This window comes from Haloferax volcanii DS2, from assembly GCF_000025685.1.
GTDB lineage: Archaea > Halobacteriota > Halobacteria > Halobacteriales > Haloferacaceae > Haloferax > Haloferax volcanii.
The window spans coordinates 2,656,579-2,682,133 of record NC_013967.1; the positions used below are offsets into that span (position 1 = coordinate 2,656,579).

Annotated in this window: 21 protein-coding genes; 12 read left to right on the forward strand and 9 right to left on the reverse strand. The window is 63.1% G+C overall.

Going from position 1 to position 25,555, the window contains the following annotated elements:
* The first annotated feature begins 55 nt into the window (after positions 1–55).
* The 4 genes from HVO_RS20315 (at position 56) to HVO_RS18375 (ending at position 6,816) form a co-directional block, all read left to right on the forward strand.
* Positions 56–874 (forward strand): hypothetical protein, encoded by an 819-nt coding sequence (locus HVO_RS20315; protein ID WP_013035420.1) that lies wholly within the window; start codon positions 56–58, stop codon positions 872–874.
* Entirely contained in the window at positions 871–2,112 is a 1,242-nt protein-coding gene (locus HVO_RS18365) for a PD-(D/E)XK nuclease family protein (RefSeq protein WP_013035341.1), read from the forward strand. The genes HVO_RS20315 and HVO_RS18365 overlap by 4 nt, the downstream gene beginning before the upstream one ends.
* Complete coding sequence (locus HVO_RS18370; protein ID WP_004044647.1) at positions 2,102–5,626, forward strand: UvrD-helicase domain-containing protein; 3,525 nt, start codon at positions 2,102–2,104, stop codon at positions 5,624–5,626. Before HVO_RS18365 ends, HVO_RS18370 begins: the two co-directional genes overlap by 11 nt.
* A 239-nt stretch (positions 5,627–5,865) precedes the next feature.
* Positions 5,866–6,816 (forward strand): hypothetical protein, encoded by a 951-nt coding sequence (locus HVO_RS18375; protein ID WP_004044648.1) that lies wholly within the window; start codon positions 5,866–5,868, stop codon positions 6,814–6,816.
* A gap of 321 nt (positions 6,817–7,137) precedes the next feature.
* On the opposite strand, the gene HVO_RS18380 is transcribed toward HVO_RS18375, so the two are convergent.
* From HVO_RS18380 to HVO_RS18400, 6 genes are all read right to left on the reverse strand, one after another.
* Positions 7,138–7,755, reverse strand: a complete 618-nt coding sequence (locus tag HVO_RS18380; protein WP_013035365.1) for a tyrosine-type recombinase/integrase — start codon at positions 7,753–7,755, stop codon at positions 7,138–7,140.
* A 368-nt stretch (positions 7,756–8,123) separates the two neighbouring features.
* On the reverse strand, positions 8,124–9,422 hold the full coding sequence (locus tag HVO_RS18385) for an IS4-like element ISHvo12 family transposase (RefSeq protein WP_013035120.1): 1,299 nt from the start codon (positions 9,420–9,422) through the stop codon (positions 8,124–8,126).
* A 1,267-nt stretch (positions 9,423–10,689) separates the two neighbouring features.
* The gene (locus tag HVO_RS21335) at positions 10,690–11,247 is read right to left on the reverse strand and encodes a hypothetical protein (RefSeq protein WP_013035582.1); all 558 of its coding nucleotides are present in this window, start codon (positions 11,245–11,247) and stop codon (positions 10,690–10,692) included.
* A 26-nt stretch (positions 11,248–11,273) separates the two neighbouring features.
* The gene (locus HVO_RS21340) at positions 11,274–11,585 is read right to left on the reverse strand and encodes a hypothetical protein (RefSeq protein WP_013035229.1); all 312 of its coding nucleotides are present in this window, start codon (positions 11,583–11,585) and stop codon (positions 11,274–11,276) included.
* The gene (locus tag HVO_RS18395; RefSeq protein WP_004044650.1) at positions 11,586–12,536 is read right to left on the reverse strand and encodes a winged helix-turn-helix domain-containing protein; all 951 of its coding nucleotides are present in this window, start codon (positions 12,534–12,536) and stop codon (positions 11,586–11,588) included.
* 119 nt (positions 12,537–12,655) lie between these two features.
* Positions 12,656–13,294: an HhH-GPD family protein gene (locus HVO_RS18400; RefSeq protein WP_004044651.1), complete on the reverse strand. Its 639-nt coding sequence runs from the start codon at positions 13,292–13,294 to the stop codon at positions 12,656–12,658.
* A 792-nt stretch (positions 13,295–14,086) separates the two neighbouring features.
* Here HVO_RS18400 and HVO_RS18405 point away from each other — a divergent pair.
* The 4 genes from HVO_RS18405 to HVO_RS18420 all read left to right on the forward strand — a co-directional run bounded on the left by HVO_RS18405 (position 14,087) and on the right by HVO_RS18420 (position 17,960).
* Positions 14,087–14,572: a DUF3592 domain-containing protein gene (locus tag HVO_RS18405; RefSeq protein ID WP_004044652.1), complete on the forward strand. Its 486-nt coding sequence runs from the start codon at positions 14,087–14,089 to the stop codon at positions 14,570–14,572.
* 554 nt (positions 14,573–15,126) lie between these two features.
* Positions 15,127–15,783 carry a sensor histidine kinase gene (locus HVO_RS21655; RefSeq protein ID WP_236995475.1) on the forward strand — a complete coding sequence of 219 codons (657 nt, stop codon included), beginning with the start codon at positions 15,127–15,129 and terminating at the stop codon, positions 15,781–15,783.
* 64 nt (positions 15,784–15,847) lie between these two features.
* Positions 15,848–17,398 (forward strand): bacterio-opsin activator domain-containing protein, encoded by a 1,551-nt coding sequence (locus HVO_RS18415; protein WP_004044654.1) that lies wholly within the window; start codon positions 15,848–15,850, stop codon positions 17,396–17,398.
* A 100-nt stretch (positions 17,399–17,498) separates the two neighbouring features.
* On the forward strand, positions 17,499–17,960 hold the full coding sequence (locus HVO_RS18420; protein WP_004044655.1) for a hypothetical protein: 462 nt from the start codon (positions 17,499–17,501) through the stop codon (positions 17,958–17,960).
* Positions 17,961–18,041: 81 nt separating this feature from the next.
* Here the strand turns inward: HVO_RS18420 and HVO_RS18425 are convergent, their stop codons facing one another.
* A complete protein-coding gene (locus HVO_RS18425) occupies positions 18,042–18,620 on the reverse strand; it encodes a response regulator transcription factor (protein ID WP_004044656.1) in 579 nt (192 codons plus the stop codon).
* A 153-nt stretch (positions 18,621–18,773) separates the two neighbouring features.
* Here HVO_RS18425 and HVO_RS18430 point away from each other — a divergent pair, with 153 nt between their 5' ends.
* Positions 18,774–19,127, forward strand: a complete 354-nt coding sequence (locus tag HVO_RS18430) for a winged helix-turn-helix domain-containing protein (RefSeq protein ID WP_004044657.1) — start codon at positions 18,774–18,776, stop codon at positions 19,125–19,127.
* Between the two features lie 322 nt (positions 19,128–19,449).
* Positions 19,450–21,102 (forward strand): ATP-binding protein, encoded by a 1,653-nt coding sequence (locus HVO_RS18435; RefSeq protein ID WP_004044658.1) that lies wholly within the window; start codon positions 19,450–19,452, stop codon positions 21,100–21,102.
* Positions 21,103–21,106: 4 nt separating this feature from the next.
* Here HVO_RS18435 and HVO_RS18440 read toward each other — a convergent pair whose 3' ends face one another.
* On the reverse strand, positions 21,107–21,742 hold the full coding sequence (locus tag HVO_RS18440; protein WP_004044659.1) for an RDD family protein: 636 nt from the start codon (positions 21,740–21,742) through the stop codon (positions 21,107–21,109).
* Between the two features lie 187 nt (positions 21,743–21,929).
* On the opposite strand from HVO_RS18440, the gene HVO_RS18445 reads away from it, so the two are divergent.
* Entirely contained in the window at positions 21,930–23,306 is a 1,377-nt protein-coding gene (locus HVO_RS18445) for an MgtC/SapB family protein (protein ID WP_004044660.1), read from the forward strand.
* A gap of 254 nt (positions 23,307–23,560) precedes the next feature.
* Positions 23,561–23,992 carry a disulfide bond formation protein B gene (locus HVO_RS18450; RefSeq protein ID WP_004044661.1) on the forward strand — a complete coding sequence of 144 codons (432 nt, stop codon included), beginning with the start codon at positions 23,561–23,563 and terminating at the stop codon, positions 23,990–23,992.
* On the opposite strand, the gene HVO_RS18455 is transcribed toward HVO_RS18450, so the two are convergent.
* On the reverse strand, positions 23,989–25,500 hold the full coding sequence (locus HVO_RS18455; protein ID WP_004044662.1) for a DASH family cryptochrome: 1,512 nt from the start codon (positions 25,498–25,500) through the stop codon (positions 23,989–23,991). The genes HVO_RS18450 and HVO_RS18455 overlap by 4 nt on opposite strands.
* Between the last annotated feature and the right edge of the window lie 55 nt (positions 25,501–25,555).

A 25,555-nucleotide genomic window follows, 5' to 3' on the forward strand; every position in this document is an offset into this window, starting at 1 on the left:
TTCAAGGGAGATGTGTGTAGCGACTGAGAGAACGACGACGAGTCGGAGCCGATCGATGGAACACGTACACGCGCGACATGACGAACTGCCCGGGCAGTTGACGCTGCACGTCGGCGACGAGGAACTGCTGTTGGACCGGGCTCGCCCCCGCGTTCGACCGACCGAGTTGGTGGTCGCACCCGTCGAGTTGCACAAGCGGAACGTCCAGCGGAGACTTCGTGAGCGGAGCGCGTCGAAGGGCGCGTTCGAGTTCGAGGACCCCGTGGGAGTGAGCCGGAGCGTCCTCGACGAAACGAACGTGCCGAGCAAGGCGATAGACCGAATCGACCGCCTCGCGCTCGTGCGCTCGCTTCTGACGGAGAGCGAGTCGCGGGAGGCAGCCGGGGTATCGTTACCTTCGGGAGTCCCCTCGCGCGACCCGCAGTCCGTCGAACAGCTTCGCACCGAGGTGGAGGCGTTAACCAACTTCCACCCGGAGCGGGTCGGGGCGTGGAGGAGCGCGGCCGGGAGCTTGTACGAACCGATCGACGCCGAGAGCGAGGGGCAACTGGACGCCGCGCTCGACGTGGAGCGCGCGCTCCGAGAGCGGACGCCCAAAGCGATTTCCGAGACGGAACTCGTCCGACGAGCGACCCGTGCGATCACGGCGACGGAGGGCTCCGCGTGGACGGACGCGTATCCGGAAATCGAGCGCCTCACGCTCGTCGGTGTGAGCAGTCTCTCCGCACCGCACGCCGACCTCGTTCACTCGCTGCTGCTGGCGACGTCGCTGGAGGTTCACGTCCACTTCCGCCGGGGAACCGGGGAGTTCCTCCGAGGTCGGACGCCGGCACTTCTCGACATCGCCGGCCCGGGGAGGGAGGTGTTCGAATGACGTCGTCGAACCGGCTCTCGCTCTCGCGTCCGCTCGCAGAGACCGAGACGCCGGTCGTCGAAGTCGTGGCGACGACCCGCCGCGAGGAAGCGCGGAGCGCGATGGCGGTCGTCGCGGCGCTGCGCGACCGGGGCGTTCCCGTCCGCGATATCGCGGTGGTGGTCAGAGACCTCGACGCGTACGAACCGCCGTTCTTCAGGGCGGCGGTTCAGTACGGGATGGCCCCGGTGTTCTGGACGCAGCTCTACGTCACCAGGACCCGCCCGTACGCGCTCGTCGAATCTGTCTGCGACGCGCTCGACGCGGAGGAACTCGACTCGGACACGCTCCTCCGCCCGCTCGAACACCGATGGGCCCCGGTGGAGGCGACGACGGACGAGTGGCCCGTCGAACCGGCGGCACTCGACCGGGTGAGACGAGCCCTCCCCGGGGGCTCTCGGACGCTCGAAGAGTGGACCGAGGCGCTGGAGGCGAGCGACGCGGACCCCCGCGTTCTGACGTTCGCGGACTGGCTCGGTACCGCTCCGGACCCGAGTCCTGAAACCGTTCGGTCCGTCCTGAGCGACGTCGTCGAGGGGTACGCCGAACACGGGCTCCCCGTGACGAAGGAGGCGGACTCGCCGGCACTGCTCGACACGGAGACCGACGCCCGGGCGGTCGTTCGGGTTCGGACCCTCGTCCGGCAGCTCCGTCACAAGTTCGACGACAGGCTCGACGAGGGAGCGGTCGAACGCTCGTGGGGCGACGTGGCGGAACTCGCCAACGTGATCGCCACGCAACGCCCGGGGCGACGCGAGCACTCCAACGCCCGCGCGCTGGACGTACTGGAGGCGAACGACGTGTGGGCGCTAGACGTCCCGTTCGTCGTGGCCGTCGGTCTGACTGCCGACGACTGGCATAGAGTGACCGATTCGATGGTCCCGCCGGAGTTCCAAGAGACGGTGTTGAGGGGAGACGGCGACGTCGGGAAGCTCGCGCCGAGACCGTCGTGGGTGAACGGACGCGACCGCGACCAGTTCCTCGACACGCTCGGCGCTGCCGGCGAAGCGGTCATCGTGACGCGGCACACGCAGACCGTCGACGGGAACGAAGTCTATCCATCCCCGTTTCTCGACCGGATAGACGCCCGGAGGATCAACGAATCCGACAGACAGCGGCTGGTGAGTGAGGAACGAGAGCTGCCACCGGAGATACGACGGTTACTGCCACCGCAAGCGGAGGTGAGCGATGGTGAGTGAGGAGGAGGCGACACCCGACGGCCCGCTCCGGTTGAAAGGGGCACAGCGGGAGATCAGGGACGAGTACTTCGCCTGCGACGCGGGGCTGTTCACGCTCAGCTGCGTTCCCGGTTCCGGGAAGTCGGCGACCGCAACTCACATCGCCGCAGAAGACCTCCTCCGTCGGTACGTCGACGGTGATCCGACCCCCGAGCTGCACGTCGCGGTGGTCTCGTTCAACAGGGACGAGGCCGCCTCGATCGTTCCCGCGGTCTGTGAGCGGCTCCGAGTCATCGTCGAACACGAGCTCGTTCCGGCCGCGTCGGAGGTGTCCGAACCGGAACTGAAGTACCTCCTCCAGCGGGTTCGTCGAGCGCCGTTCATCGGGACCATCGACAGCCTACTCAGGGGAGTCCTCCGAGAGGTCGTTCACGACGTGGGGTTCGAGACGATGCCGTCGGTCGGAAACGAGGCGCTGTTGAAACGAGTCCACGCAGAGTGTTACGACCGAATCTCCGACGACCCGGCGTGCGCACGCCGACTCGAACGGCTGGAAGCCGCGTATCCGTCGGGTGACCACGACGCCGGCGTCGCGGAGATGCTCGAACGGGCGCTGAGGTACTGCCGCGACCGGCGGCTCACGACGGAAGCGTTTCGGGTCGAGCTCGAACGAACGCGCGACGCGGTGTACGGAGACGGAGAGCCGGACTCGTTCGAGGACGTAGTATCGAGCGTGGAGCGCTGTCTCGGCGACTACGAGGCGGCCGGAGAGCGAGCCCGCGATTCGGTAAGCGACGTGGACCGTGGCCGCATCGTCGAAGCGGACAACGCGCTGTACCACGCGTGGGGCGCGCGTATCGAAGACCTCTGCGAGACGCTCTCGACGTACCGGGAGACCTACCGAGACGCCGTTCGTGAGTTCGGCGTCCTGTCCCACATCGACGTCTCGTACCTCGTCGACGCGTACTTCGGCGGCGAGTTCGAAGACTTCGACCGCGAGCTCCGGGACCACGTGCTCGGGAAGTACCGGTCCCGGATTCGGAGCCTCATCGTCGACGAGGCGCAGGACGTCTCGGCGATACAGCACGCCGCGCTCTCGCACCTCGTCACGCCCGAAGTGCGCGTTCTCGGCTGCGGGGACGTCCTGCAGGGAATCTACCTGTGGCGGCACGCGGACCCGTCGCTGTTCGAGTCGGCCACGACATCCGGTCGGTACCTGGGTATCGACTGGGACGTCCACGAGAACCGGACCGCGGCGACGACGTACCGCTGCGTGCCGGCGATCGCGTCCGCCGTCAACACCGTCGCGGAACCGATATTCGGCGATCCCGCCCGCGGGAACATCGGCGACCTCGATGCGGAATACACTCCGCTGGAGGCCGCGCGAGACGAGGTCGAAGAGACCGCCGTGCACGTCTCCTCGTTCACCGGCGTCGGCCATCCCGGGACGTCCACGTGGGCGAACCCCGACGGGGGACGGGGAGAGGCGAACATCCTGGCGACGCACATCTCTCGCGGTATCTCCGACGGGACGTTCGCCGACGAGAACGGAGACCCGCTCGGGATCACCGTCCTGTTCAGGCGCAAATCGAGGATGAGCGATTACGATGCCGCGTTCGAAGCGGAGGGGCTCCGCGTCCGAAACGCGAGCGAGAACCTCTTCGACTGCCCCGCAGTTCGGGCCGTGTTCGACGTCTGTGACTGGCTCGTCGATTCGGCTTCGCCGGAGGGGACGAGGCGACTCGTCACGGAGTCGGGTCTCGGCCTCGAATCTCTCGAAGGGATCTTCGAAGCGAACGCGTGGAGTGTCGATCGCGTGCTCGACAGCGCAGACGAGGGCGCTCTCACCGAAGCCCAAAGAGAAACGCTCGCGGCGCTTCGTCGGCTCCGCGACCGCCGCGACGTCTTCGAGACGTTCCCCGCTCGGACGTACGTCGAGGAGGTCGTCGGAGCCCTCGCGCTCAGGGCGGACCCTCACGGTGACTTCGGAGACGTCGATCCCGCGCAGCGGGTCGCAAACGCGGACGCGCTCGTCGAGACGATAGCGCAGTGGGCGGGTGACGAGCACCACTCTCTCCCCGATCTACTGGACCTCGTCGAGCCGTTCCGAGAGGAACCGGACGCCGGGCCGACACGGCCGAGTTCCGTCGACGCCGATTACGACGTGCTCTTCCAGACGGTGCATCGCGCCAAGGGCGACCAGGACGACGTCGTCGTTATCGCGGACCCAGGGTTCAATATCTGGACCCAGGGCCCCCACGCCCAGCGCTTCGTCGCACAGGGCAACATCGCGGGGCTCGCGCCGCCGACGGACGCGAGCGCTCCCACCGACGTCACGATCCCGCCCTTCGACGGTGGGCTGTACGACCCGAGCGACGGGTGGCAGCGCGACGTCGGGCTCCGTTGGGCGACCGCTCGATGGCGTGATACGGCTGTCCCCACTGCAGATCCCGACGTCCTCGTCGGTCCTCCGAGACTCCGCCGGTTGGCCGAGAACGAGCGGGCCGAGTCCTGGCGGCTGCTGTACGTCGCGCTCACGCGTGCGATGGACCACTTGATGATCCCGTTACCGAGGACTTTTCCCGGGGGACGCCCGCGAGACCGCTGGCTCGACTCGATCCGTGACGGGCTCCGCTTCCCGGACGGGTGTACAGAGACGTACACGCTCGCGCCGATCGAGTCGGACCCGAACAGCGAGCGGATACGGATCGGCGTCAACGACGCCGACCTGCTGGCCCGTCGGCACAGGAAGGGGAGCTCGACGCCGCTTCCCGAGGTCGCCGTGAGAGCTCCCATCTCCGATCGACTGGCTCCGTGGGTTCCTCGTTTCGTCAACCCGAGCACGATGTATCCCCTCACGAAGGACAAGGACCGATACGCGCTCGCTCACCTGCTCGGAGAACCGCTCCACACCGAGACGAACGACGTCGCGGAGGACCTGCCACTCGTCTTCGAGCGGATGGGCCCCGACGAGGTCGGGTCCTGCGTGCACGGGGTACTGACCGAACTCGTCAAACGCGAGGTGTCGGAGCGCGCCGTCCGATCGATGGGCGACGAGGTCAGAGACGTGTTCGACGAGGTCGTTCACGAACGCGAACCGGGTATCGGCGTCGACGAGCGGGACGGGCTGTTCGCCTTCTTCTCGGATGTGCTCGACGATTTCTTGGAATCCGACCTCTGGGCGCGGATCGCGGAGGCGGAGACCGTCGTCGTCGAGCGCCCCGTCGACGGACTCGTGTCGCTCGGGGACGTCGAGATCGAAGTCCACGGCGAGGCGGACTTCCTCACCGTGTCTCCCTCGGGTGAGATTCACGTCACCGACGTGAAGGCGTCCCTGACCGATCTGACCGAGGAGACCCGACGCCGGTACGAACTACAGGTAGCCGCCTACGGATACCTCTTCGACCGGCAAGAGGCATCGGCGGAGCCGGTGCGACGGACCGTCGAGACGTTCGGCGCGACGCGCGAGACCGTCTCGTCGTCGTGGTCGCCGTCGATCGTCGAACGCCGGTTGTCCATGCTCACGGACGATTGACCGGTACATGACCGATAAGGAAATCGAGATTTCGGAAATCACGATTTCTAAATCCGTGCCATCGGCCCGGTACGGTCTCTGAGGGCGAACGTTCGGGAGACGGCTCTCTCCGAGCGTGGACCCCTTCACCTGGAGTCGGAGTTCCTGCTCCGTACTGATCTCAGCCAGCCGAATACGTCCTTCAGTAATCCGGTTTCGGGCGGTCGTGGACTTATGACCGTTCGGAAGAATTAGCGTGTATGACCGAATCGGACCCCGCGGAACTCCCACCGCCGAACGAGGGGACGCCGCCGCTCGACGCCGCGGTCGCGGTGGAGTGGTGGTTCGAGTTCGAGGAGGACGGACGGCCGAAGCTCGACACGTTCCACGGCTTTCACGACGCCGAGAAGATCGCGGACGGAGATCTTCCGGAAGTCGAAGACAGCGAGGTAGTCACCGCGACCGGTGCCCCCGTCGATTCGAACGGTGCGCTCGAAGGGGACGCGGGAGACCCCCGCCACGTGTTCCTCACGCATCGAGAGGCGCTTTCGCGCGGTATCGACCCGTGTACCAGTTGTTTCCCGCGGTACGCGACCGACCGTCGTATCGAGAGGGAGCGAGGAGACGACGGGCTCCTCACCGAACCGGGCGTCGAGGGTGTCGTGTTCAAGCTCTCCACCCGGTACGACTTGGAGTCCGACTGGACCGTCGATTCGCTTCACGATTCATACACGTCGATGCTGTACCGCGCTCGCGCGGTTCGTAAACACGCCGGGTCCGCCGGTGGGCGGCTTCGCGTCTCGTACATGCCGATTCGGCGGTGTGACTACGCGTCGTTCGAGCAGGCGATGGCCGCGGAGCCGTCGATGGCACACGTGTCCAAGCTCAGGTCGATACAGCCCGACGAACTGCCAGCAGTTCGTGATCGATTCGGCGACGACGCGCTTCGAACGCAGGTCGTCCACGAGCACCGCGTCACGGACACGGCCGACACGAGACCGCCGATACTCCACGAGTCGGAGAGTCCGCCCTGTGGATACGAACGCGATTCGCCCCTCTGGGGCGGGGAAGAGGACGAAGAGATTCGGGAGATGTTCGAGGATGTCCGACCGACGGTCGCCGACGTCATCGAACAGGGTAACGTGGTCCGGTTCTGTGAGACGTGTTTCCCGGAGCTCGCGTCGTGGGACGAGGACGCTATGGACGAGTAGTTCCCTCGACCGCTCCCGTCCGATAGAAGAGCGCACCTCGTTTCCTGACTTCAGCCTTCCGGGCACCTGGTTTCCTTACTGGGGGTTTTGGAACACCTCGTTTCCTCACTGAGGGTAGACCCCGTTTCCGCACTGGGAGGATTTCGAGCGCTTAACGTCCTTCTGAAGACACCACCTCGTTTCCGCACTGGGTGTTTTCCGGACACCACATTTCCGCACTGAAGGTGACCCCGTTTCCGCACTGGATGTTCTGGGGCACATCATTTCCGCACTGAGGCCTCACCTCGTTTCCTCACTGGGACATCGAGTTTGAGCGCACGATCACACCTTCAGCAGATGGTCGTAGATTCGCTCGGTCGTCTGGATGCTCCTGTGACGAAGGCGATTACGAACGTCGTAGAGCGAGTTCCCTTCCTCTTCGTTCATCATCCGGTAGGCGACGCCGTGCCGGAGGGCGTGCGGCGTGACGTCGCCGGGAGTCCCCCTACTCCCATCAAGCCTGAAGGGGCGAATCTCCGCCTTTTCGGCTATTTTGTGGATCATATTACGGACACCCTGTTCGGAGATGCGATCGGAAGAGCGCGATGGAAAGAGCGCCGGTGTGTCCTTCCACCGGTTGGTGAGATACGAAGACAGCAGTCGCGTGGTGTCGTCGGAGCATTCGAGCGTGACCGGCGGCGGCGAGTGCTCGTTGGGGTAGTCCTTCTGGACCTCGGTCGGCAGGTAGAGTTCCGAGTTGTCGTTGCGAAGGAACTCGACGTCGACGCGGACGAGTTCGCCGACGCGGAGTCCCGTGTCGTACATCGCGGTCACGATGGCTTCGTTGCGTTGCTGTAGGTACTCAGCACCGGTCGTGTAACACGCCGAGCGGAGCGCCTCGACTTGGTCGGGTGTCACCCACACTTTCGCTCGAACTTTGGAGTTTGCATATTCGCTCATCCTGGCACATTCATCTTATAAAGGGTAACGCTCCAAACCCCTTTGAACTTTGGAGTCTACAAGAAGATTCCAAAGTTCAGTATGTCTCCGCTGGATAAGAAAGAACACCGCGCCGAAAAAGAGGACATCCACATAGCCTGTCCAGACGAAAGAGTGGACTAGTTGAATCAACCATCAACTTTCCGGGAAAGACACCATGGATCACCACGCCAGAAAATTCAAAAGAAACAGACAGGTTCGACGATCGTTTGAGCCGTCACTGTCTGGCGCTTGAAGGACGGTAGCCATGCTGGCTTGAACGTAATCCCGGTTGGAGGGTAAATCCCTCAGGGTATATCACCGTACGTCTTAGGACCATTGGTGTTCGGTTAAGCACTGGATCGCCTCCTGAAGGCCTCAGCTACTCGTTCGTTGAGTAAGAGCCGCGATTTCTCTGGTTGGCGGGCGTCACGAAACAGCAGTTCCGACAGGTTCGGCGGTGGATGGCCGAACGACTGGGCCAGATCTTCGAGCATGAGCTGGGCGAGAGACCGGAAGGTCTTCGCCCAGCGTTCTCGCGGAAACACTGTCTCTGGGAACAGCTCCTGAAACACCCCGAGCAAGGCTCTGCTGACCGTCAGCGTCAGCAGAGCCGCCACCACTAACAGCTCCACGATCGCTGGATCACTCGTCTGGAATTTCTCCAGCCCATACAGCGACTTCAGTTCCCGGAACACCAACTCCACTTCCCACCGCAACCCGTACAGCGCCCCGACCTGCCTTGGAGTGAACTCATCGGGCAGATTCGTCACGTACAGGTGGTAGTCGTCGGTGTCCTCGTTGCGGACACCGACGACGCGAAACTCCATCGAATCCGTTGATTCCTTCCCAGCGTATGCCCGCCGTTTGAACTCGATCTCTACCGTTACGTCGATGATCTCCCGACTGAGATCTTCCAGAACGTCCCGAAGACGACGCTCTGGCAAGGAAATGGCGCGCCCGCGCCATTTCCGTCGCTCTCCAACGATCAACGGATTCGCGTTCGACTTCAGCCGACTCAGGAAGAACCCGCCGTTCTCCTCGATCAACGCGAAGCGGCGGAAACTGTAGAAGCCCAGATCGAACAGTAACAGCCGGCCTCGTAGCCAACTCCCGGTGCGGAGTTGGCTGCTCTCGTGGGTGCGTTCATCGGTGAGCTGGAACTGCTCGATCGTCTGCTTGGTCGCGTTCTGCACGAGGTGGAGTTTCGCGCCGGATTGACCCGAGTGAGTGGCTGGAAACGAATCGAGGAGCCGATGCAACCTGAACACGGTTGCATCGGCGATCAGTACGTCTCGAAACAGCTCGAACTGTGGCGCGATCGTGTGAGGAACCGCGACCTCCTCGAGAGCGTGCTCGAGGAGGTCGTTCAACAGTGCTGCGAGGGCCGGCGTGAACCGATCGTAGAAGCTTGAGCGGGCAACGGTCTGGTTGGTTGCTGCGGAGTACGCCCGTTGAAAGCCGGCGATAGTTCGGGCTTCGCCGTCGACGGCGAAGCCCATGATGAGCGTCCAGACGAGCATCGTGATGTCGATTTTCCGGTCACGCTGGACGACATCGCGCTCGCGCGCGATGTCTTCGATTAGCTCGGTGGGAAACAGGGAAGTCAACCGTCGTCGTATGAGATCCGGGGAGAGTTGGTTTAGCACATTCTCTCCCCACGCGGTCTACAACGATAGCTTCGTCACTAGAGCGCCGTCTGTCGGTTTCTCCGCTTAACCGAACACGGATGGTCTTAGGACGATACACCCCCCTGAGCGGAGTGTCTACAGACCGATTCGCAAGTTCATATCTCCGTAGACACTCTCTAAGGAGTGTAGAAAGTGTCTACGGTCTTTGAGAAAACATCAATATATTGATAAACATCCCGGAAATGTACATTGAAAAATGCACGATCTATTTGGAATCGTAGGACGGCAAGGGGAGACGTTTCTGAAAATCCTCTGTATGTGTGAGAATTTTTAGTTTATCTGGGTCGAATTTGAGTGGAGTCCGCTAATCCGCAGGTCAACCCATGCAACGAAATCACGATGATCTGTTTGGAACCAAAAGACGGCGATAGATCCGTCCATCACATTGATTTCTGCACGCATTCTTTGGGATCGAAAGACGGCGGAGAGGCGGAAAGAAAGTTCCATTTCCCGGCCGAACTCCGCTTGTGCGGCTACTTTCGGTGTCAATCCTGATTTGACCCTTCTGGACGTGATTGTAGTCAGATCTCTGAACTTTTACCTACATTGAAATCCGCACGATTGATTCGTAATCCGGAGACAGGGCTCACTTCACGCTTCGCTGTGAAATCGACACGATCCGTTGGGAATCGCTATCCCGCAGCTCGGGTACCGGATCTCGACGTGGCATCGGAATACTGATGATTGAGATGATAGGTTCCTAAACCACGGATCTCCCGGGTACTACCGGCGAATACTCACATTGAATTTCGTACGACTTCTTCGTGTGGCAAGTAGAAGCGCCAGCATCCCCAGCTAGCGGTGTTTGAATTTCTGCCATTCGTGTCCGATATTTGTCTGGACATAATTCTATCATATAATCGAATAACTCTCTCGAATACCATTATAGAACTCGCACAACTGCTGATTGGACATATAACATAGATGTGCATTCTTATCAAGAGTTTTGACGGATTCAATGAGGAATCTGATAGCTTGTCCGAGCAGACCGGAGTTGGAGGGGTTCTAGCCGATCATCGAATTTGAAATACCAACAGAGAGTGTTCTGAAAATATGTTCTCTGCTGGTATGCAGAGTCGGTGGTCGCGGTTGGGTGGTTCGATGCGCTTAGTCGAACGCCCCATCTTCGACGTCCGGAACCCCCCGAACGGATTGACGCGACGGATGTCTCAATGGCTTCCTTCTCTGTTTGGTCGGCTGCACTGGTCCGGTCTATGCCGCGCAGTCACTCTGCACCGGAGTTCGACTCCGTGGTCTTGAGACGCAGCGTGTCGCCGTCGCGTTCGATGACCTGCTTATCGAGGAGGCGGGTGATCGCATCGGTCACCGCCCGTTCGTCACCGTCCGAAAGCGACCGCACGTTCGACAGGACGAAGGACCGAATCGAACTCGTTTCGCGCCTCCCGTCGTCGATCGCCCCCAGAACGAAGTACTCGGCCTCGAATTCGGTTGCGAATTCCGAAACGCGTTCTGTGAACGACACCGGTAACCCGGATAGCATCTGCACCGCGGTCTCGATAGCGAACAGCGGGTGGGATCGATCGCGGATGTGTCGCGCCTCCGTCGAACCCGAATTGAACGGGCGCTGCTTCTCGATCTCCTCCAGGATCGACTCGTACTCCAGCCCGCGTTGCGCGTACAATCGCATGTCCTCGATGTCCCGCCGCCTTCCGCTCCCCAAGTCACCGCCTGAGACGGCTTTCAGCAGGAACATGTCTTCGTCGGAGAGTACGTACGCCGTCGCGTGCTCGCCGACCCAGAACTCCTCCGCCCGCTCGTGCATCCGAGTCGTGATCCACACCTTCCCGACTACCTGCCGTTCGAACAGGTCGATTCGGAGCCCTCGCTCGGGATGACGCGTCTCGACCGTTTCCCGACGCCGTCGAAGGGCTCGGTGGGCTCGTCAATCACCTCGAACCCGTTCCGTTGCAACGCCTCGTACACGTGCTCGAATTCGGTCGTCACGGCGAGGGCCAAGTCGATGTCCTCGGTCTGGGCTTTGAGTCCCCGAACCGTCATCGCCGACCCGCCCAGTAGGTACACGTCGACGGGTTCCGAGAGCCATTCGTCGAACTCGGACAGGAACTCCCTGATGGCGTCGCCGCCGCTGAAGACCGCCATTCAGGCGACCCCGTACTGGTCTTTCAGCGCCGCGTACTCTCCGGGACTCGGTAAGCGAACTCCTCCCTCATCGCCCGCCTCGATGTCCTCGTCGATGAAAGCGTACATCTGAGAGATCGTCTGCTCGACCCCGTACCAAGTCGCGGTCTCAGTGAGCGCTTCCCGATCGATCTCTTCCTGTTCGATGAGGAGTAACGCGTAGCTCGTCCGCCGCGAGTCCGCGTCTAGAACGAGCGTGTGGCAGACGACATCCGCGGGGGTGAGAGGTACGTCCGGCGCGTACCAGAACGCCGGCTCGCCCGCGAGGAAGAACCGCAGGCCGTACGCCCGAAATCTCGCCAGCCCCGTCAGTTCCCAGTCTTCCGCGCTCTGGAGCGTGTCCGTGTCCTCCGGGTCGTGGACTCTGACCAGAGCCCGCTTCGGGTCGCACCACTCCACGGTCGCGCTGGGCGCGAGAGCGCGAACTCGGACTCGGTGTTCGTGCGCGACGACCGCGCGAGCGAATTCGAGCAGCGGTCGCAGGTCGTCGGCGAGCGCGTATTCCGGCCCTGCCGGATCTAACATCGCCCGGTTCTTCAGCGGTGAGAGGGCTTTGTGAACGGCCTGTCTCGTGATCCCCAGGCGGTCGGCGATCGCCGTGACGCGACGCGGTTCGTCGAGGAACCAACAGACGCGTATCGTCGCGGGAGAGAGGAGCTCAGGCCATTCGACGTGTCCGAGTTTCGAGGCGAGACGGCGGTACGCTTCGACGACCGGATCGTCCGTCGCTCTCACGACGCGCTGGTTGTGATGGCCGCGCGTCTCGCGTACCAGGCCCGCCTCGATCATCTCGTCGACGACGCGATAGACTTGCTTCCTGCTGTTCCCCGTGTCCGCCGCGAGTTCCTGAGCGGTGGCTTCCCGACCGGTGGAGAGCGCGTCGAGAACAGCGATTCCGGTCTTCGAGAGCATATTTGTAAACTATATTGTCCGAACACTCAAAAGTGTTCCCACGGTTTGGTTTACGATTTGGCCCTTAGTCTGAGCGTGCTCCCGGTACGGGAAAGGGCTCGATTGCGTCACGCGCCAGCTCAGACCGCGCGCTCGGAGCTTCGGCAGTGTTCCCCGAACGGGCACGTCTCGCACTGCGGAGTGCGTGCGGTGCAGACGTCGGCCGCGAAGTCCAACATAGCGTGCTGGAAATCGCTCCCGCGTCGAGAGGGAGCGAGCGCGTCGGCGAGATGTGGGAGAACTTCCGAGTCCGGGGGTAAGTCGAAGAAGCGAGATATCAGACGCCGAACGTTCGTGTCCACCGCCGCGATGTCCTCGTCGAACGCGTGTATCAGTACCGAGCGTGCAGTGTAATCTCCGACGCCGTGGAGTTCCAGTAGGTCGGCATATCGGCGAGGGACGTCGCCCGAGTGCCGCGCGATCAACTGCTGTGAGGTCCGTCGAATGAACTCCGCTCGTTTCGCCAGACCGAGCGGAGCGATTCGTCGTTCGATCGCCTCCGGGCTCGCGGCGACGACGGTTTCGGGCGACGGGTACCGCGCGACTATCGGGAGGTACGCACCAGAGACTGACGCGGCGGTCGTTCGCTGAAGCAGTATCTCCGCGATCAGGATCTCGAACGCCGACCGGCCGGGCTCGCGCCAGGGTAGCCGATGCCGGCCGTTCTCTTCGTGCCAAGCAAGTAGTGGTCCGACGAACGACTGCTGAGGGTTCAACACGTGACGCTCTGCCGCGTCATCGATGAAATACGTTCGTCGGGGACGTCGGTAGTTCGATTCTCCTCGATGGTGGGTTCAGCTTCGCCCGGATCGTACTTCAGAGTATGATACTTTGAAGTACGATGATCGTCTCGCGTCGCTACCGGGACCACTCGTTCGACGACATAGAGACAGTGATATCCGGTCGAATCGAACTTGGCCGGTGGACAAGCATCTGGTGATTTAAGTGGATAGCCCGCGTGTGTCCAGTCAGTAGCGGCCGAAAACCGCAGATGCGCGGAAGTGGGATGCACTCGAACGGGCCGAGCTCGCGGCGAACGAAGGAGCCCTTTCGAGCCGAGGACCAGGGTTCAAATCCCTGACCGAGCACTTCTCTGAGGAACAACGTGACGAAGAGAGAGCGGAGCGTAGGGGATTTGAAACAGGGAGCGAACAGAGCGAGCGACTGAGGTTCAAATCCCTGACCGAGCACTTCTTTGCTGAACGATCTTCGAAGCGACCGCTTTGCGTGTCGCTTCGACTGTGGAGCAGGAATGCGACCAGGGAATTAGAACTAGCGAGCACCGTGTTGCGAGTGGAGTTCAACTCCCCTCCAGACCATCCCATTCTACCGCAGTCTGCGATAGCTCTTGTGTCCCACCAAGTAGCGTCGCCGGATTCACGCGGAACCGTAGGTGCGGCCGCTGGGGGAGGCGTTCATGAGAGCCCCGCTGAACTCACAGTCGAACGGTGGGCTCGCTCCGGTGTTACAGGACGCGAAACACTGATTACCCATTTACCGTTCAACATCTCATGCCCTCGGACATGGAATTCAAGTTCAATGGCCCATCTGGACCGCTCGGGGTCGCACTCCTCCTTATCTTAGGACTGGGCGTTATGGGGTACGGGGGGTACAGTTACTTGGCCCAATCTTCGGCGTTGGACGCCACGGAGACGGTTGACGCGACTATCGTTTCGACCGCAATCGAACAGGTCAACCAGCGACGAGGGACGGACGATTACAGACCGCAAGCGACTTTCAGATACACCTATGAAGGCGAACGCTATACGTCAACACATATGTATCCCGGAGGTGTTTCGCGCGAATTCGAGACGAAGGAAGACGCTCAATCGCAGTTAGGGGGTTACGAGCAAGGAGCGACCGTGACCGCCTACGTACCATCGAATTCCCCCGGTGACGCGTTCCTGATACATGAGAGCAGCACTAAGCCGCTCTACATAACCGGGTTTGGTGCTGCTCTCGTGCTTGGCACGCTCGTTTCGGTCCTTCGAAACTGAGGGTCTGGCAGATTATCCGGCTACCGCGTTTCTGTGTCAGAACGGGCGGGAAACACTATACGTATCCACAGTCCAACGATGACGCATGCACGGGCTCCTGAACGCTCTCCGTCGATGGGTCAACCAACCCCCATCGGTCGGGAGAAACCGCGTCTGGAACGTTGCAGGAGCGTAGGGAATCGATGACAGACGGAACCTCCATGGCCATCCCGCTCGACGAATTTCGGGTGCCAGTCGTCGCCTACGCCGTGACGAACGGCGAGCCTCGTATCACTGCAACGAACGGGGCTTTCGAGTCGGTGTTCGAGAGTCCCTCGCCCGAAACGCCCGTAACGGCGATATTCGAGCGATTCAGTCTCGTCAACTCGACCGGTGACGAGAACCCGGTCACGCACCTCATTCGTGGCGACAGTGTCGGGATGTACCTCGACGGGGGCGGTTCGGGTGGGCCGTTCTTCGCTCGGATACTCTCTTCTGACGGTGACACCGGCTACGTTGTGTTTCGAGACGCGAACGAGTTCCCCGGTATCGCGTGCACTCCGGCCGTAGAACCCGTGAGCAGTGTGATCAGCCACGACCTCCGTAACCCGCTGGACGTCGCCAAGGCCCACCTCCGAGCAGCACGGGAGACAGGTGACACCGAGCACTTCGAGGCAGTAGCCGACGCGCACGAGCGAATGGAACGTATCATCCGCGACGTACTGACTATCTCGCGGGACCGAACCGTGTTGGACCCGACCGGCAACGTCTCGATAGAAGCCGCCGCGAAGGATGCGTGGCAATCCGTCGATACCGAGTACGCCACGCTGGATGTGGCGGACACACTCCCGACTGCGACTGCCGACTCTGGACGCGTCCAGCGACTGTTCGAGAATCTGTTCCGGAACGCCGTGGAACATGGTGCCACGGCCGACCAGACACTGTCCGATGACAGCGCGGGGAGCGACTCCACGAGCAGTCGGGCGGCGAACTCGGCGCGCGCGGTGACCGTCACAGTAGGCGCGTTGGAAAACGGCTTCTACGTCGCAGATGACGGGCCGGGTATTCCCGCGGGTGAGCGAGCGGTCGTCTTCGAACCGGGATACTCGACTCGGGAGGGGGGGACCGGCCTCGGTCTCGCAATTGTCGAGCGAATCGTCGTCGCACACGGATGGGAGCTGACCCTCACGACCGCAGCGAACGGCGGGACGCGCGTTGAGGTATGGTTCTAACACTGATGTCCGAGGCGGCGCTCGGAACCAATAGACCATTGTCGGACGAACGCAGTCACTAACTATGGATGACCGACTCCGGCACGCACCCGTCGGCGTCCTCGCCGTCTCGGCGGATGGGACCGTGAACGATATCAACGAGGTCGCGCGGTCGCGCATCGGTGCCGCGGGAGACGTAGTCGGTGCCCCACTCGCCGAGGTGTTCCCCCGGTCCGTCGAGGATTCGCTGCTGCTCGCATTCGAGGGGAGTTCCATTACGGAAACGTCCTTTGAGGAGTACTATCCCGAGTTGGAACGCTGGCTCGGCGTCTCCGTCGCGTCTACTGACGACGGGGTCGCCATCTACGTCGAAGATGTGACGGAGCGGAGACGCCACGAGCAGTCGGTCGAGAAACTGCGGATCGAGCACAAGCGGACGGCCGTCATCGAAACCGTGCTTTCGGAAATCCTCACAGAACTCGTCGGAGCAACGTCTCGCGCGGAAATCGCCGAGACCATCTGCCGCAGCCTCGGAGAGACGGATATTTACGAGTTCGCCTGGGTCGGTGAGCGCGAAATCGGGAGCGACAGTCTCGTCCTTCACGCCGCCGCTGGCGACACCGGCGAGACCGTTGCAGCCGTCCGCGACGCGCTCGACGACGAGACGACCACGACGCTGGAAGAGCGTGCGGTAGAGACCGGGCGTCTGCAAGCGGCGCAACCGCTCGTCGATGACTCTCAAGTCCCGGACTCGGTCGGAACCGCCGGATTTGCGGACGGCGTCCAATCAGCGCTCGCGGTTCCGCTCGTGTACGGCTCGAACGTACACGGTGTGGTCGGCATCTACGCCAGCGGAACCGAGGCGTTCTCGGACCGAGCGTACACCAGTTTCGAGACGTTAGGTGATGTCGCCGGCTTCGCGGTCACCGCCGCTCGGAACCGGAATCTACTGCTCTCAGATAGCGTCGCGGAGCTCACCTTCGAAGTTGGTGACGGGTCGGTCGTATCTCGATTGAGTAAGGCTCTGGATTCGACGTTGCGACTGGAGGGAGTCGTACCGCACGGAGATGACGCACTACTTTGCTTCGTCTCGGTCGAGGGCTCGACTATGCAGGCGGTCGAGGGGGCTGCCGCTGACATCGCCGGTATCGACGATTTGAGAGCCATTCGCGAGTCTGAGTCGGGGGGGTCCGTGGAACTCACCGTCAGGGGGTCCACTCCGTTGCTCGCCATCTCGTCTCTCGGTGGGACTGTTCGCCGTGCGAACTTCGACAGTGGTACCGGCCGAATCGTCGTAGAGCTGCCACCAGACGGCGACGTGCGGCGTATCGCAGACGCGGTCAGCCGCGACTACAACATGGAGTTCGTCGCCAAAGAGGAACGAGAGCGCTCCGTGACCACCGCTCGTGAATTCAGAGACGCGTTGCACGACGCCTTGACGGAGCGACAACGAACCGCACTTCAGACCGCGTACTTCGCGGACTACTTCGAATCACCCCGTGGAAGCACAGCCGAAGAAGTCGCTGCCTCCCTCGATATCACCGGCTCGACGCTCCTCTACCACCTCCGAGCGGGACAACGGAAGCTCCTCGACGCGTATCTCAACGAGAGTTCGCGGTCCTCCGAGACGCGTTGAACGCCTCTGCTGTCATCCGTCTGAGCCGTGCGATATTGGTCCGTTCGTGCTTCAGCGATGGAAACACAGCCCGGAAAGATACAGTCGCAAGCGCACGTGGATGGGTATGGTCCGAGCAGCACTAAGCGTCGTCGCCGGCTTCACCGTCGTTACTCTCCTGTTTTGGTCCCCGCTTCTGGCCATTACACGGCTCCGTGAACTGTTCCGGTGGCCGACCAACCGGCTCGTCGTGAACTATCCGCTAATCGGGAGCGTGCTACTCGCGGCGCAGTCTCTCTCGTATCTCGTCGTGATGTTACTCACCGCGGGAACGGGGACGGTAACGGGGGGTGATGCCGTCGGCATCGTTGGTGATGTTCTCGCTGTCAATCTCCTCTTCCCGAGTACCCTCGCGCTCGTCGTTCTCCGGGTCCTGCCAGAACGTGGCCATCGGACGCCCACCGGGGATGGGCTGAGTCCCCGACTGGCCCTCGGAATTGGCGTTGTCTGGTACGGAATCGTTACGTCTGTTGGGTTCGTCCTCATCGGACTCGTGGTTACGTTTGCGAACCTGCCGTTGTGACGTCGTCTCTGTGGCGTCTGTTCAGTCTCTGGGGTCAGCACGCGGGTCCGTAGTGAGGGGCTCCGCGGGAACAGACGAGTGTCAGACGCCTTCGCGCTCGATTTCGTCGAACTGGTCGAGAATGCTGTCGTCCGGCAACAGCCGCCGCGTTCGTCGTTCGAGCCGTCGCGCCCGCGCTGCGGTCTCATCGTATCCCTCGTGTTCACGGCGTCGCTCCGGGCTCAGTTCCGCTTCGAGTACCGCGCGCTTGGCCTCGACGCGAAAGAATTCTCCGAGCGTCTCGTAGGCGAGAATCCGTTGCTGCTGGTCGATTACGGCGCGCACGTCCTCCCGGTCGACGGGCTTACACAGGTAGTCGTCGAACGGCATATCCAGGACTTCCACTCCGGGGTCGACCGCGGTCACCATGACGACACGGCCAGAGAAGTCGCGTTCGTCGAGTTCGGTCAACACGTCGTCACCGGACAGTCCCGGCATATGACGATCTAAGAGGACGATGTCGACCGGTGAATCGCGGATAACCGAGAGCGCCTCCTCACCGCCGTATGCGGTTTCGACCTCGCAGTAGCCTCGCAAGCGCAACGCGTACGCGTCCGCTACTTCCCGCTCGTCGTCCACGATGAGCGCGCGAACGTCCGCCGCACCATCTGTTCCGGGCATCTGTCTCGCTATCTACCGTGGGCGTCGTGACTGAGCCCCCATAACTGATGGCCTTCTCTTCGCAGACTCGTCTGGACTCCTAGAGTCGGCCGCGTGGAGCGGTCTGCACTCCTAGCACATCCCTCCAGTAGGTCACGGGCCATCCCCAATCGTATGACCGCCCACCCCGAAGCATCCAGGTCGAAGCAGCCGCTCGAACGAACCGAGACCGACGACCTCACGACGGCGGAGCTCTTCGACCTCTTCGGTGACAAGTACACCCGCCGCGTCTACGAAGCCGTCGCCGAGCAACCCCGGTGTGGCAGGGATGTCGCCGAAGCCGCCGACGTCTCACGGCCGACGGCGTACCGCCGCCTCAACGCCCTTCGCGACGCAGGGCTCGTGCGAACCGAGATGTCCATCTGTGAGGACGGACACCATCGAGAGCGGTTCGAGGCCGTCCCCACCTCGCTTTCGGTCTCCCTCGACGAGAACGGCATCGATGCGATGGTTAGTGTCTCGGGCTAGCTGAGAAGCCGATTTGCACCTGTTTCAGACGGAGAAACGCAGAAAAACCTCTTATCATCAACGGGCGACACGGCCTACCTGCCCGTCATCCCCCGGACGGGTGACTGGATGGCCTCCACCTCTCTCCCTCCCTGCTCGTCCCGCAACGCGTATCGGCCTCGCTTCGAAGACAGACTGCGAGTTCACTTCCGAACCGCATCTTGGAATCCGTCCGATTCGACCGCGCGTGAACCCGCAACGAGACTGCTCACCGGGCAGTTCGAGACGCGTCATCACCGAGTTCATAATACTGTACGATAGATTGACACGAGACTCCCAATCAATGGCGTTCCAATCGACACTAGGTGCGCTCGCTCTCAACGCCGCGGCGGTCGTTCTCCTTGGCCGGACCACATGGACGGCGTTCCAGTCTCGGGAGCAACCCAGTGCGGAACCGTTCATCTCGCTCCTCGCTGCGCTGACGCTGTGGGCCGTATTCGCCTTCGGATCCGACCTCCCGGGCGCATCGTCCGTCGCTGTGCTTTCGACGCTGTTGTCGTTTGGCCAAATCGGGGCCGCACTGGTCATCCCGGGTATCTGGGTCGTGTACGCGCTCAGCTACACCGGTCGTGGAACCGGTCTGACGCGGAAGCGAGTCGCGCTGCTCGCCGGAATCGCACTCCCGGTTCTCTTGAGCGGGCTTACCATCGTGGTCGGGCCGTCGGAGACGGCCGTCGAATACATGATCGCCTCGCTAATCGGCACGGAAGTCCTGTACCTGTTCGCACTGTACCTGTACGCGACGTACCTCTTGGTTGACCTCGGTGGCAACCACGCCAGGGTGTCGAACACACACGTCGCAATCCTCACCGGTGGCGTTTCAGCGCCCTACCTGCCCAGCCTCGCGGGGAACAGTGCCACGCTCCCCGGCAGTACGACGGTTGGCCTGCTCGTGGCCGGCGTCCTCCTCGCGGTTGCCGTGCGACGGTATCCCGTCATGATCGGCTTCCCGAAAGCCGATTACGTCGCACGGACGCGTGTGGTAGAAACCTTACAGGAGGCGATTTTCGTCCTCGATTGGGACGACCACGTTCTCGACGTGAACGAGACGACCGCGGCGTTGTTCGACAGGTCGGCAGCGACGATAATCGGAGCGCCGATTCGGTCGGTCGTCGACGGGCTCGAACGGGCGGACCTCTCCGTGGGTGCCAGCGGAACGGTCGCACTCCAGACCTCGAAGGGCCGCCGACAGTTCCAATACAGCGTCTCCGCGGTCACCGAATCCGCGACGGATGAGGAGGACAACCCGGTCGCCAGAACGGCCCTCTTCCGAGACGTGACAGACCGGCGAACCCGTGAACAGCGACTCACAGTCCTCAACCGAATCCTCCGTCACAACGTGCGAAACGACTTGGATGTCGTCCTCGCCTACGCCGACCACGTCGATGACGAAGAGATACGAACCGGTATCCGAGACAGTACGACGGACCTGCTCGAACTGAGTGAGAAAGTCAGAGAGGCCGAGGAACTCATGTCAGCAAGTACCGAACCACCGGAATCGGTCGCTCTTACGGGCGTTGCGAAATCGGTGGCCGACCAGTTCCGAACCGGTGACAATCCGGCCGAAATAACGCTTGACTCCCCCGACGATGTCTCGGTCACCGCTCACCGAACGGTACTTCAGCAGGTGCTCACTGAGCTAGTCGAAAACGCAATCATTCACTCGGACAAGGACTCGCCGGCCGTCGAACTCCGGGTTCGAGAGCGTTCGGACGCATCGGCTGAACTCGTCGTGGCGGACGACGGGCCGGGACTTCCCGAACGGGAACAGGAGATTCTCGCTGCTGGGACCGAGACGCAACTCAAACACGGTCAGGGAATCGGGCTCTGGTTCGTCAACTGGGCCGTCACCCAGATGGGGGGCGAGCTTCGGTTCCAGCCGAACACTCCGGACGGAAGTATCGTTACGATTCGCCTCTACGACGGGGTCACGTAGCGTGTCACGCACTGACGACCGTGGTTCCCGCCAGCCTGTCACCGAGGCGCTGCTGCCGGTCCGACACCGCAATCCCGACGACGCCGACGAGGTACAAACCGGGGAACCAATCGACGAGACGTAACACGTTCCGTATCGAGGCGGTGCCGAGCGTAAGGCCGGCCCCACCGGTACTCGTCACGCGGATGTTCACGAGCGCCTTCCCGATCGTCTTCCCGAACTGCCACTCCATGACGGTGTGATAGCCGAGCGCCAAAACGAGCCACAGTCCCAGCGCCATCGACGCAGAGCCCTCTTCTAAATCCGTGTTCAGCCCTTGTGCGCTTGTCTCGACCTGTCCGGTGAACACTCCTGCGACCAAAATCGAAACGAATAGCAGCGCAATCCACACGAACGAATCGATTCCAATTGCGACGCCTCGGATTCCGATACCACAGTGCTCCTCAGGGTTTGAATCGGCCATGCCTACACGGTGCTTCGCTTGGAAAGCGTAAACAACCGAGAGCAGTGTTTCTCCGTCGGAAATGCCGCCGGGAGACGACCACGTTCCAGACGCGTTCGACTGATGCCCGGACTGGCTCGCGTCAACGACGGTGCTCTCCGGCGCGGGAGGTGCGCCCACGTCGGTGGAATCGCCCACTGAGCGCTGCTGTCGAACCCGACCACCGAGAGCTGTCCGTGTCCCTCGGCCCCGTGACTGCGTGGGGCAAGCGGAGTTGGGCGAGTGAACGACCGCCATCTCCACATCCAATTAGCTTACACGTTTTTAACGATAGCAATTAAAATACACACGATAGCATGGAACACGGGGATACAGGGGTTCGGTGATGGTCGAAGAGTTAACCTCGCAGGTCGACCCCGTCATCGTCCGCCTGTTCGTCGCGGCGGCGTTAGGGATGTTCCTCGGCTTGGAGCGCGAGCGGTCGAAAAAGAGCGCCGGCGTTCGAACGTTCACCCTGACGAGCCTCCTCGGCGGCATCGCCGTCGCAGTCGGGAGCGACATCCTTCTGGCGGTCGGGGGCCTGTTGGTGGTCGTCCAGGCGGTGTTGCTCGGGAGTCGCGGGCTGTTCGACCGCGGGCCGAACGGGCGGGGCGACGGAGCCGACTCGCAGGACGACGCCGAAACCGAAGGCGGCGACGAGTCCGATGCCCGCCGCGACGACGACAGCACCGCTGACAGCGCCGCTCGATTAGACGACCTCGGCGTGAGCCTCTCGCTCACTACGTCCACGTCGCTTCTGGTCGCCTACGCGGTCGGCGCGGCGGTCGTAAGCGGCTTCGTCATCGAGGGCGTCGTCGTCGCGCTCACCTCGTCGCTCCTGTTGGTCCTGCGGCGAGAACTCCACGGGTTCGCGCGGCGACTGACGACCGACGAGGTCCGAAGCGCCGTCGAGTTCGCCATCATCGCGTTCGTCGTCTACCCGTTGCTCCCCGAAAGACAGGTCGGTCCGTGGGACGCCGTCAGCCCCCGGACCGTCTGGCTGCTCGTCGTCGCGGTGAGCGCAATCGGCTTCGTCAACTACGTCATCATCCGGCGATATGGCGAGCGCGGTATCGCCATCACGGGGTTTTTCGGCGGGCTGGTGAATTCGACGGCCGTCATCGGCGAGATAGCCGGGCGGACCACACGAAACCCGTCGATTCGGCCGCTCGCGGCCGCCGCGATTCTGATGGCCGACGCGGCAATGGCGCTGCGGAACCTCTCGCTCGTCGCCGTGTTCGTCCCGGAACTCGCGGTCGAGGTGGGGGTTCCACTCGGTCTCGTCGCGCTCGCCGGAGTGGGCTACGCGCTGCACTCCCGCGAGTGGAACGTCGACCTCGACGTGGCGTTCGAGTCGCCGTTCAGCCTCGAAAGCGCCCTCCGATTCGGCGTCTTCTTCCTCCTCGTGTTGCTCGCCTCCGCGGCGGCACAGGAGTACTTCGGCGCGACCGGGTTCGTCGTGACGAGCTTCCTCGGCGGACTCGTGTCGAGCGGCTCGGTCGTTACGACCGCCGTCACGCTCTACGACGGCGGCACTATCGGCGGGACGACCGCGGTCGTCGGCGTCCTCGCCGGCACCGCCGCGAGCATCGCGGTCAAGGTCGCGCTCGCGGCGAGCGTCGACCGGGAGCTTCTCGGGCCGGTGGCCCGGCGAAGCGGGCTCCTCGTGGTCGCCGGCGTCGTCGGCGTCGTCATCGTCACTACCGTCGGCTTTCAGCCGTGAGCGGGACTGGCGACCCCAACGCGAGCAGCCAGCGACCGCCGCGGGCGTGCGACCGGAGCGACGACGGCTCGCCGGGCGAGCCGATGGCTTGAGGTACGCCGAGGGCTATCGTCGCGCCACGACCAACGAGCGATGATACGCAACTCGACTCGACGAGACCGTGGCGAACCGCCCGAGGAGCGACAGCAGTCGGCTCCGAAGCCGAACGGACCGAGCGGAGCGAGGCGCGCGCCTCGTCGCGGGAGCGCCTGACCGTGTCGGACGCGACGCGCGCCACGCTCGCAGCAGGGACTCTCGTCGCGCTCGCCGCGACGAGCGGGAGCCTCTACTTCAGCCTCGGCCTCGGACTGACGCCCTGCGACCTCTGTTGGTACCAGCGCATCCTGATGTACCCGCTCGTCGTGGTGCTCGGGGTCGCCGCAGTCGAGGACCGACCCGACGTCTGGAAGACGGTGCTCCCCCTCTCGCTCGGCGGCCTCGCGCTTTCGGCCTACCATTCGTACCTGCAAGTCGCGCCCGGAGCGACCTGTACCGTCGGCGGCCCGTGTACGTCCATCCAGTATTCGATGCTCGGGGGCCTCCTGACGATTCCCCGACTCGCGTTCATCGGGTTCGCGCTCGTGACGGTTCTCGCGGTCGCCGTGGCCCGTGTCGGCGGCGAGACCGACGACGCGTGGGGCATCTAATCGGAGAAATCGACCATCGGTTCGGGGTAGTCCACGCCCAACTCGACGCCGTAGGACGCCTGTTCGGCCCCGCTCAGTTTCCACGGTTCGTGAGCGTATTCGGCGGGTAACGCGTCGAGTTCGGGGAGCCACGTTTTCACGTACTCGGCGTCCTCGTCGTAGCGGTTCGCCTGCCAGCGCACGTCGAACGAGCGCTCCCGCGAGTCGTTGCCGACGCCCGCGATGTAGGCCCAGTTGCCGTAGTTCGACGCGGGGTCGTAGTCGACGAGTCGCGTCTCGAAGTAGGCCGCGCCGCGTCGCCAGTCCAGTCTGAGGTCGTTGGCGAGGAACGACGCCGCGTTCTGCCGCCCGCGGTTCGACATGTAACCCGTCGCGTTCAGTTCTCGCATGTTCGCGTCGACGAAGGGGATACCAGTTTTCCCCGCCGCCCAGCGCTCGAACTGCGCGTCGTCGCGTCGCCAGTCGATATCGGTCCGTTCGCGGATGCCCTCGCGGTGGAAGCAGTCGCTCCCGTGTTTGGCGAACTGGAACTGGAAGAAGTCGCGCCAGCGGAGTTCGAATACGAGCCAGTACGTCGAGTCGTTTTCGACTCGGCGGTCCTCGTAGCGGTCCACCTCGGCCTTGACGTACCGCGGCGAGAGACAGCCCTCGTTCAGCCACGGCGAGAACTTCGAGGAGTAGTCGGCTCCGAGCAGCCCGTTCCGCGCCTCCTTGTACTCGCGGAGGTGGTCGCCCGCCCAGATGTACGACTCAACGCGGTCGAGCGCGGCCGTCTCGCCGCCGTCGAAGGGGAGGACGCCGCGGTCGTCGGGAGCGCGGTCGGCGTTCGCGTCCGCGGTTCCGACGAGGTCCGAGACCGCGGGGAGGTCGCCCGCGTCGGGCGCGTCGTCGGGAAGCGGCGGGACGGTCGGTTCGGGAAGCGGGTCGCGGCCGCCGGGGTCGCCGTCGCTCGCGTGCTCGTCGCCGGCTGCTGCATCGCCCGTCCCGGCGTCTTCGGCGGCCAATTCGACCGCCTTCCGAAACGTCGTGTACGTGTCCGGGAGGTCGGAAAGCGCCATCGGGAGGCCGTCGAGGTGGGTGAGCGTGTGCCCCCAGAAGCGCCGGAGTTCGACGCCGCCGTCTCGAAGTTCCGTTTCGACCGCCGATTCGACGCGCGACTCCTCGGGTGTCGGGCGCGTGTGGACCGTCACGAAGTCGGCGTCGACGGCGGCGGCCACCTCGGGGAGGACGGACTCGGGGCGACCCTCGCGGACGACGAGGTCGCTTCCGCGGTCGCGGAGCGACGCCCGCAGGTCGGCCAGCGATTCGAGGCGGAAGCGGGCGCGGTGCGCGCCGGTCTTCTCGAAGTCGAAGGAGTCGGGGCCGCCGAACGGTCGGTCGCCGTACTCGCGCGGGTCCACGCAGTAGACGGGAACCACGCGGTCGGCGTCGCAGGCGGCCGCGAACGCCGCGTTGTCGTGCAGACGGTGGTCGCGGCGGAACCACGCGAGCGAAGTTGGCTCGGACATCGTCGGCGGCGCTTAGGATGGGGGTGACTTGAGTCGAACGGCGGATTCGGGGCTG

Coding starts and splice junctions, on each gene's coding strand:
- HVO_RS18425 (WP_004044656.1), bottom strand. CDS start 18,620: ATGCCCGGAACAGATGGTGCGGCGGACGTTCGCGCGCTCATCGTGGAC.
- HVO_RS18455 (WP_004044662.1), bottom strand. CDS start 25,500: ATGTCCGAGCCAACTTCGCTCGCGTGGTTCCGCCGCGACCACCGTCTG.
- HVO_RS18375 (WP_004044648.1), top strand. CDS start 5,866: ATGACCGAATCGGACCCCGCGGAACTCCCACCGCCGAACGAGGGGACG.
- HVO_RS18405 (WP_004044652.1), top strand. CDS start 14,087: ATGCCCTCGGACATGGAATTCAAGTTCAATGGCCCATCTGGACCGCTC.
- HVO_RS18445 (WP_004044660.1), top strand. CDS start 21,930: ATGGTCGAAGAGTTAACCTCGCAGGTCGACCCCGTCATCGTCCGCCTG.
- HVO_RS21340 (WP_013035229.1), bottom strand. CDS start 11,585: ATGGCGGTCTTCAGCGGCGGCGACGCCATCAGGGAGTTCCTGTCCGAG.
- HVO_RS18435 (WP_004044658.1), top strand. CDS start 19,450: ATGGCGTTCCAATCGACACTAGGTGCGCTCGCTCTCAACGCCGCGGCG.
- HVO_RS18430 (WP_004044657.1), top strand. CDS start 18,774: ATGACCGCCCACCCCGAAGCATCCAGGTCGAAGCAGCCGCTCGAACGA.
- HVO_RS18415 (WP_004044654.1), top strand. CDS start 15,848: ATGGATGACCGACTCCGGCACGCACCCGTCGGCGTCCTCGCCGTCTCG.
- HVO_RS18370 (WP_004044647.1), top strand. CDS start 2,102: ATGGTGAGTGAGGAGGAGGCGACACCCGACGGCCCGCTCCGGTTGAAA.
- HVO_RS21335 (WP_013035582.1), bottom strand. CDS start 11,247: ATGCACGAGCGGGCGGAGGAGTTCTGGGTCGGCGAGCACGCGACGGCG.
- HVO_RS20315 (WP_013035420.1), top strand. CDS start 56: ATGGAACACGTACACGCGCGACATGACGAACTGCCCGGGCAGTTGACG.
- HVO_RS18380 (WP_013035365.1), bottom strand. CDS start 7,755: ATGAGCGAATATGCAAACTCCAAAGTTCGAGCGAAAGTGTGGGTGACA.
- HVO_RS18420 (WP_004044655.1), top strand. CDS start 17,499: ATGGGTATGGTCCGAGCAGCACTAAGCGTCGTCGCCGGCTTCACCGTC.
- HVO_RS18395 (WP_004044650.1), bottom strand. CDS start 12,536: ATGCTCTCGAAGACCGGAATCGCTGTTCTCGACGCGCTCTCCACCGGT.
- HVO_RS18365 (WP_013035341.1), top strand. CDS start 871: ATGACGTCGTCGAACCGGCTCTCGCTCTCGCGTCCGCTCGCAGAGACC.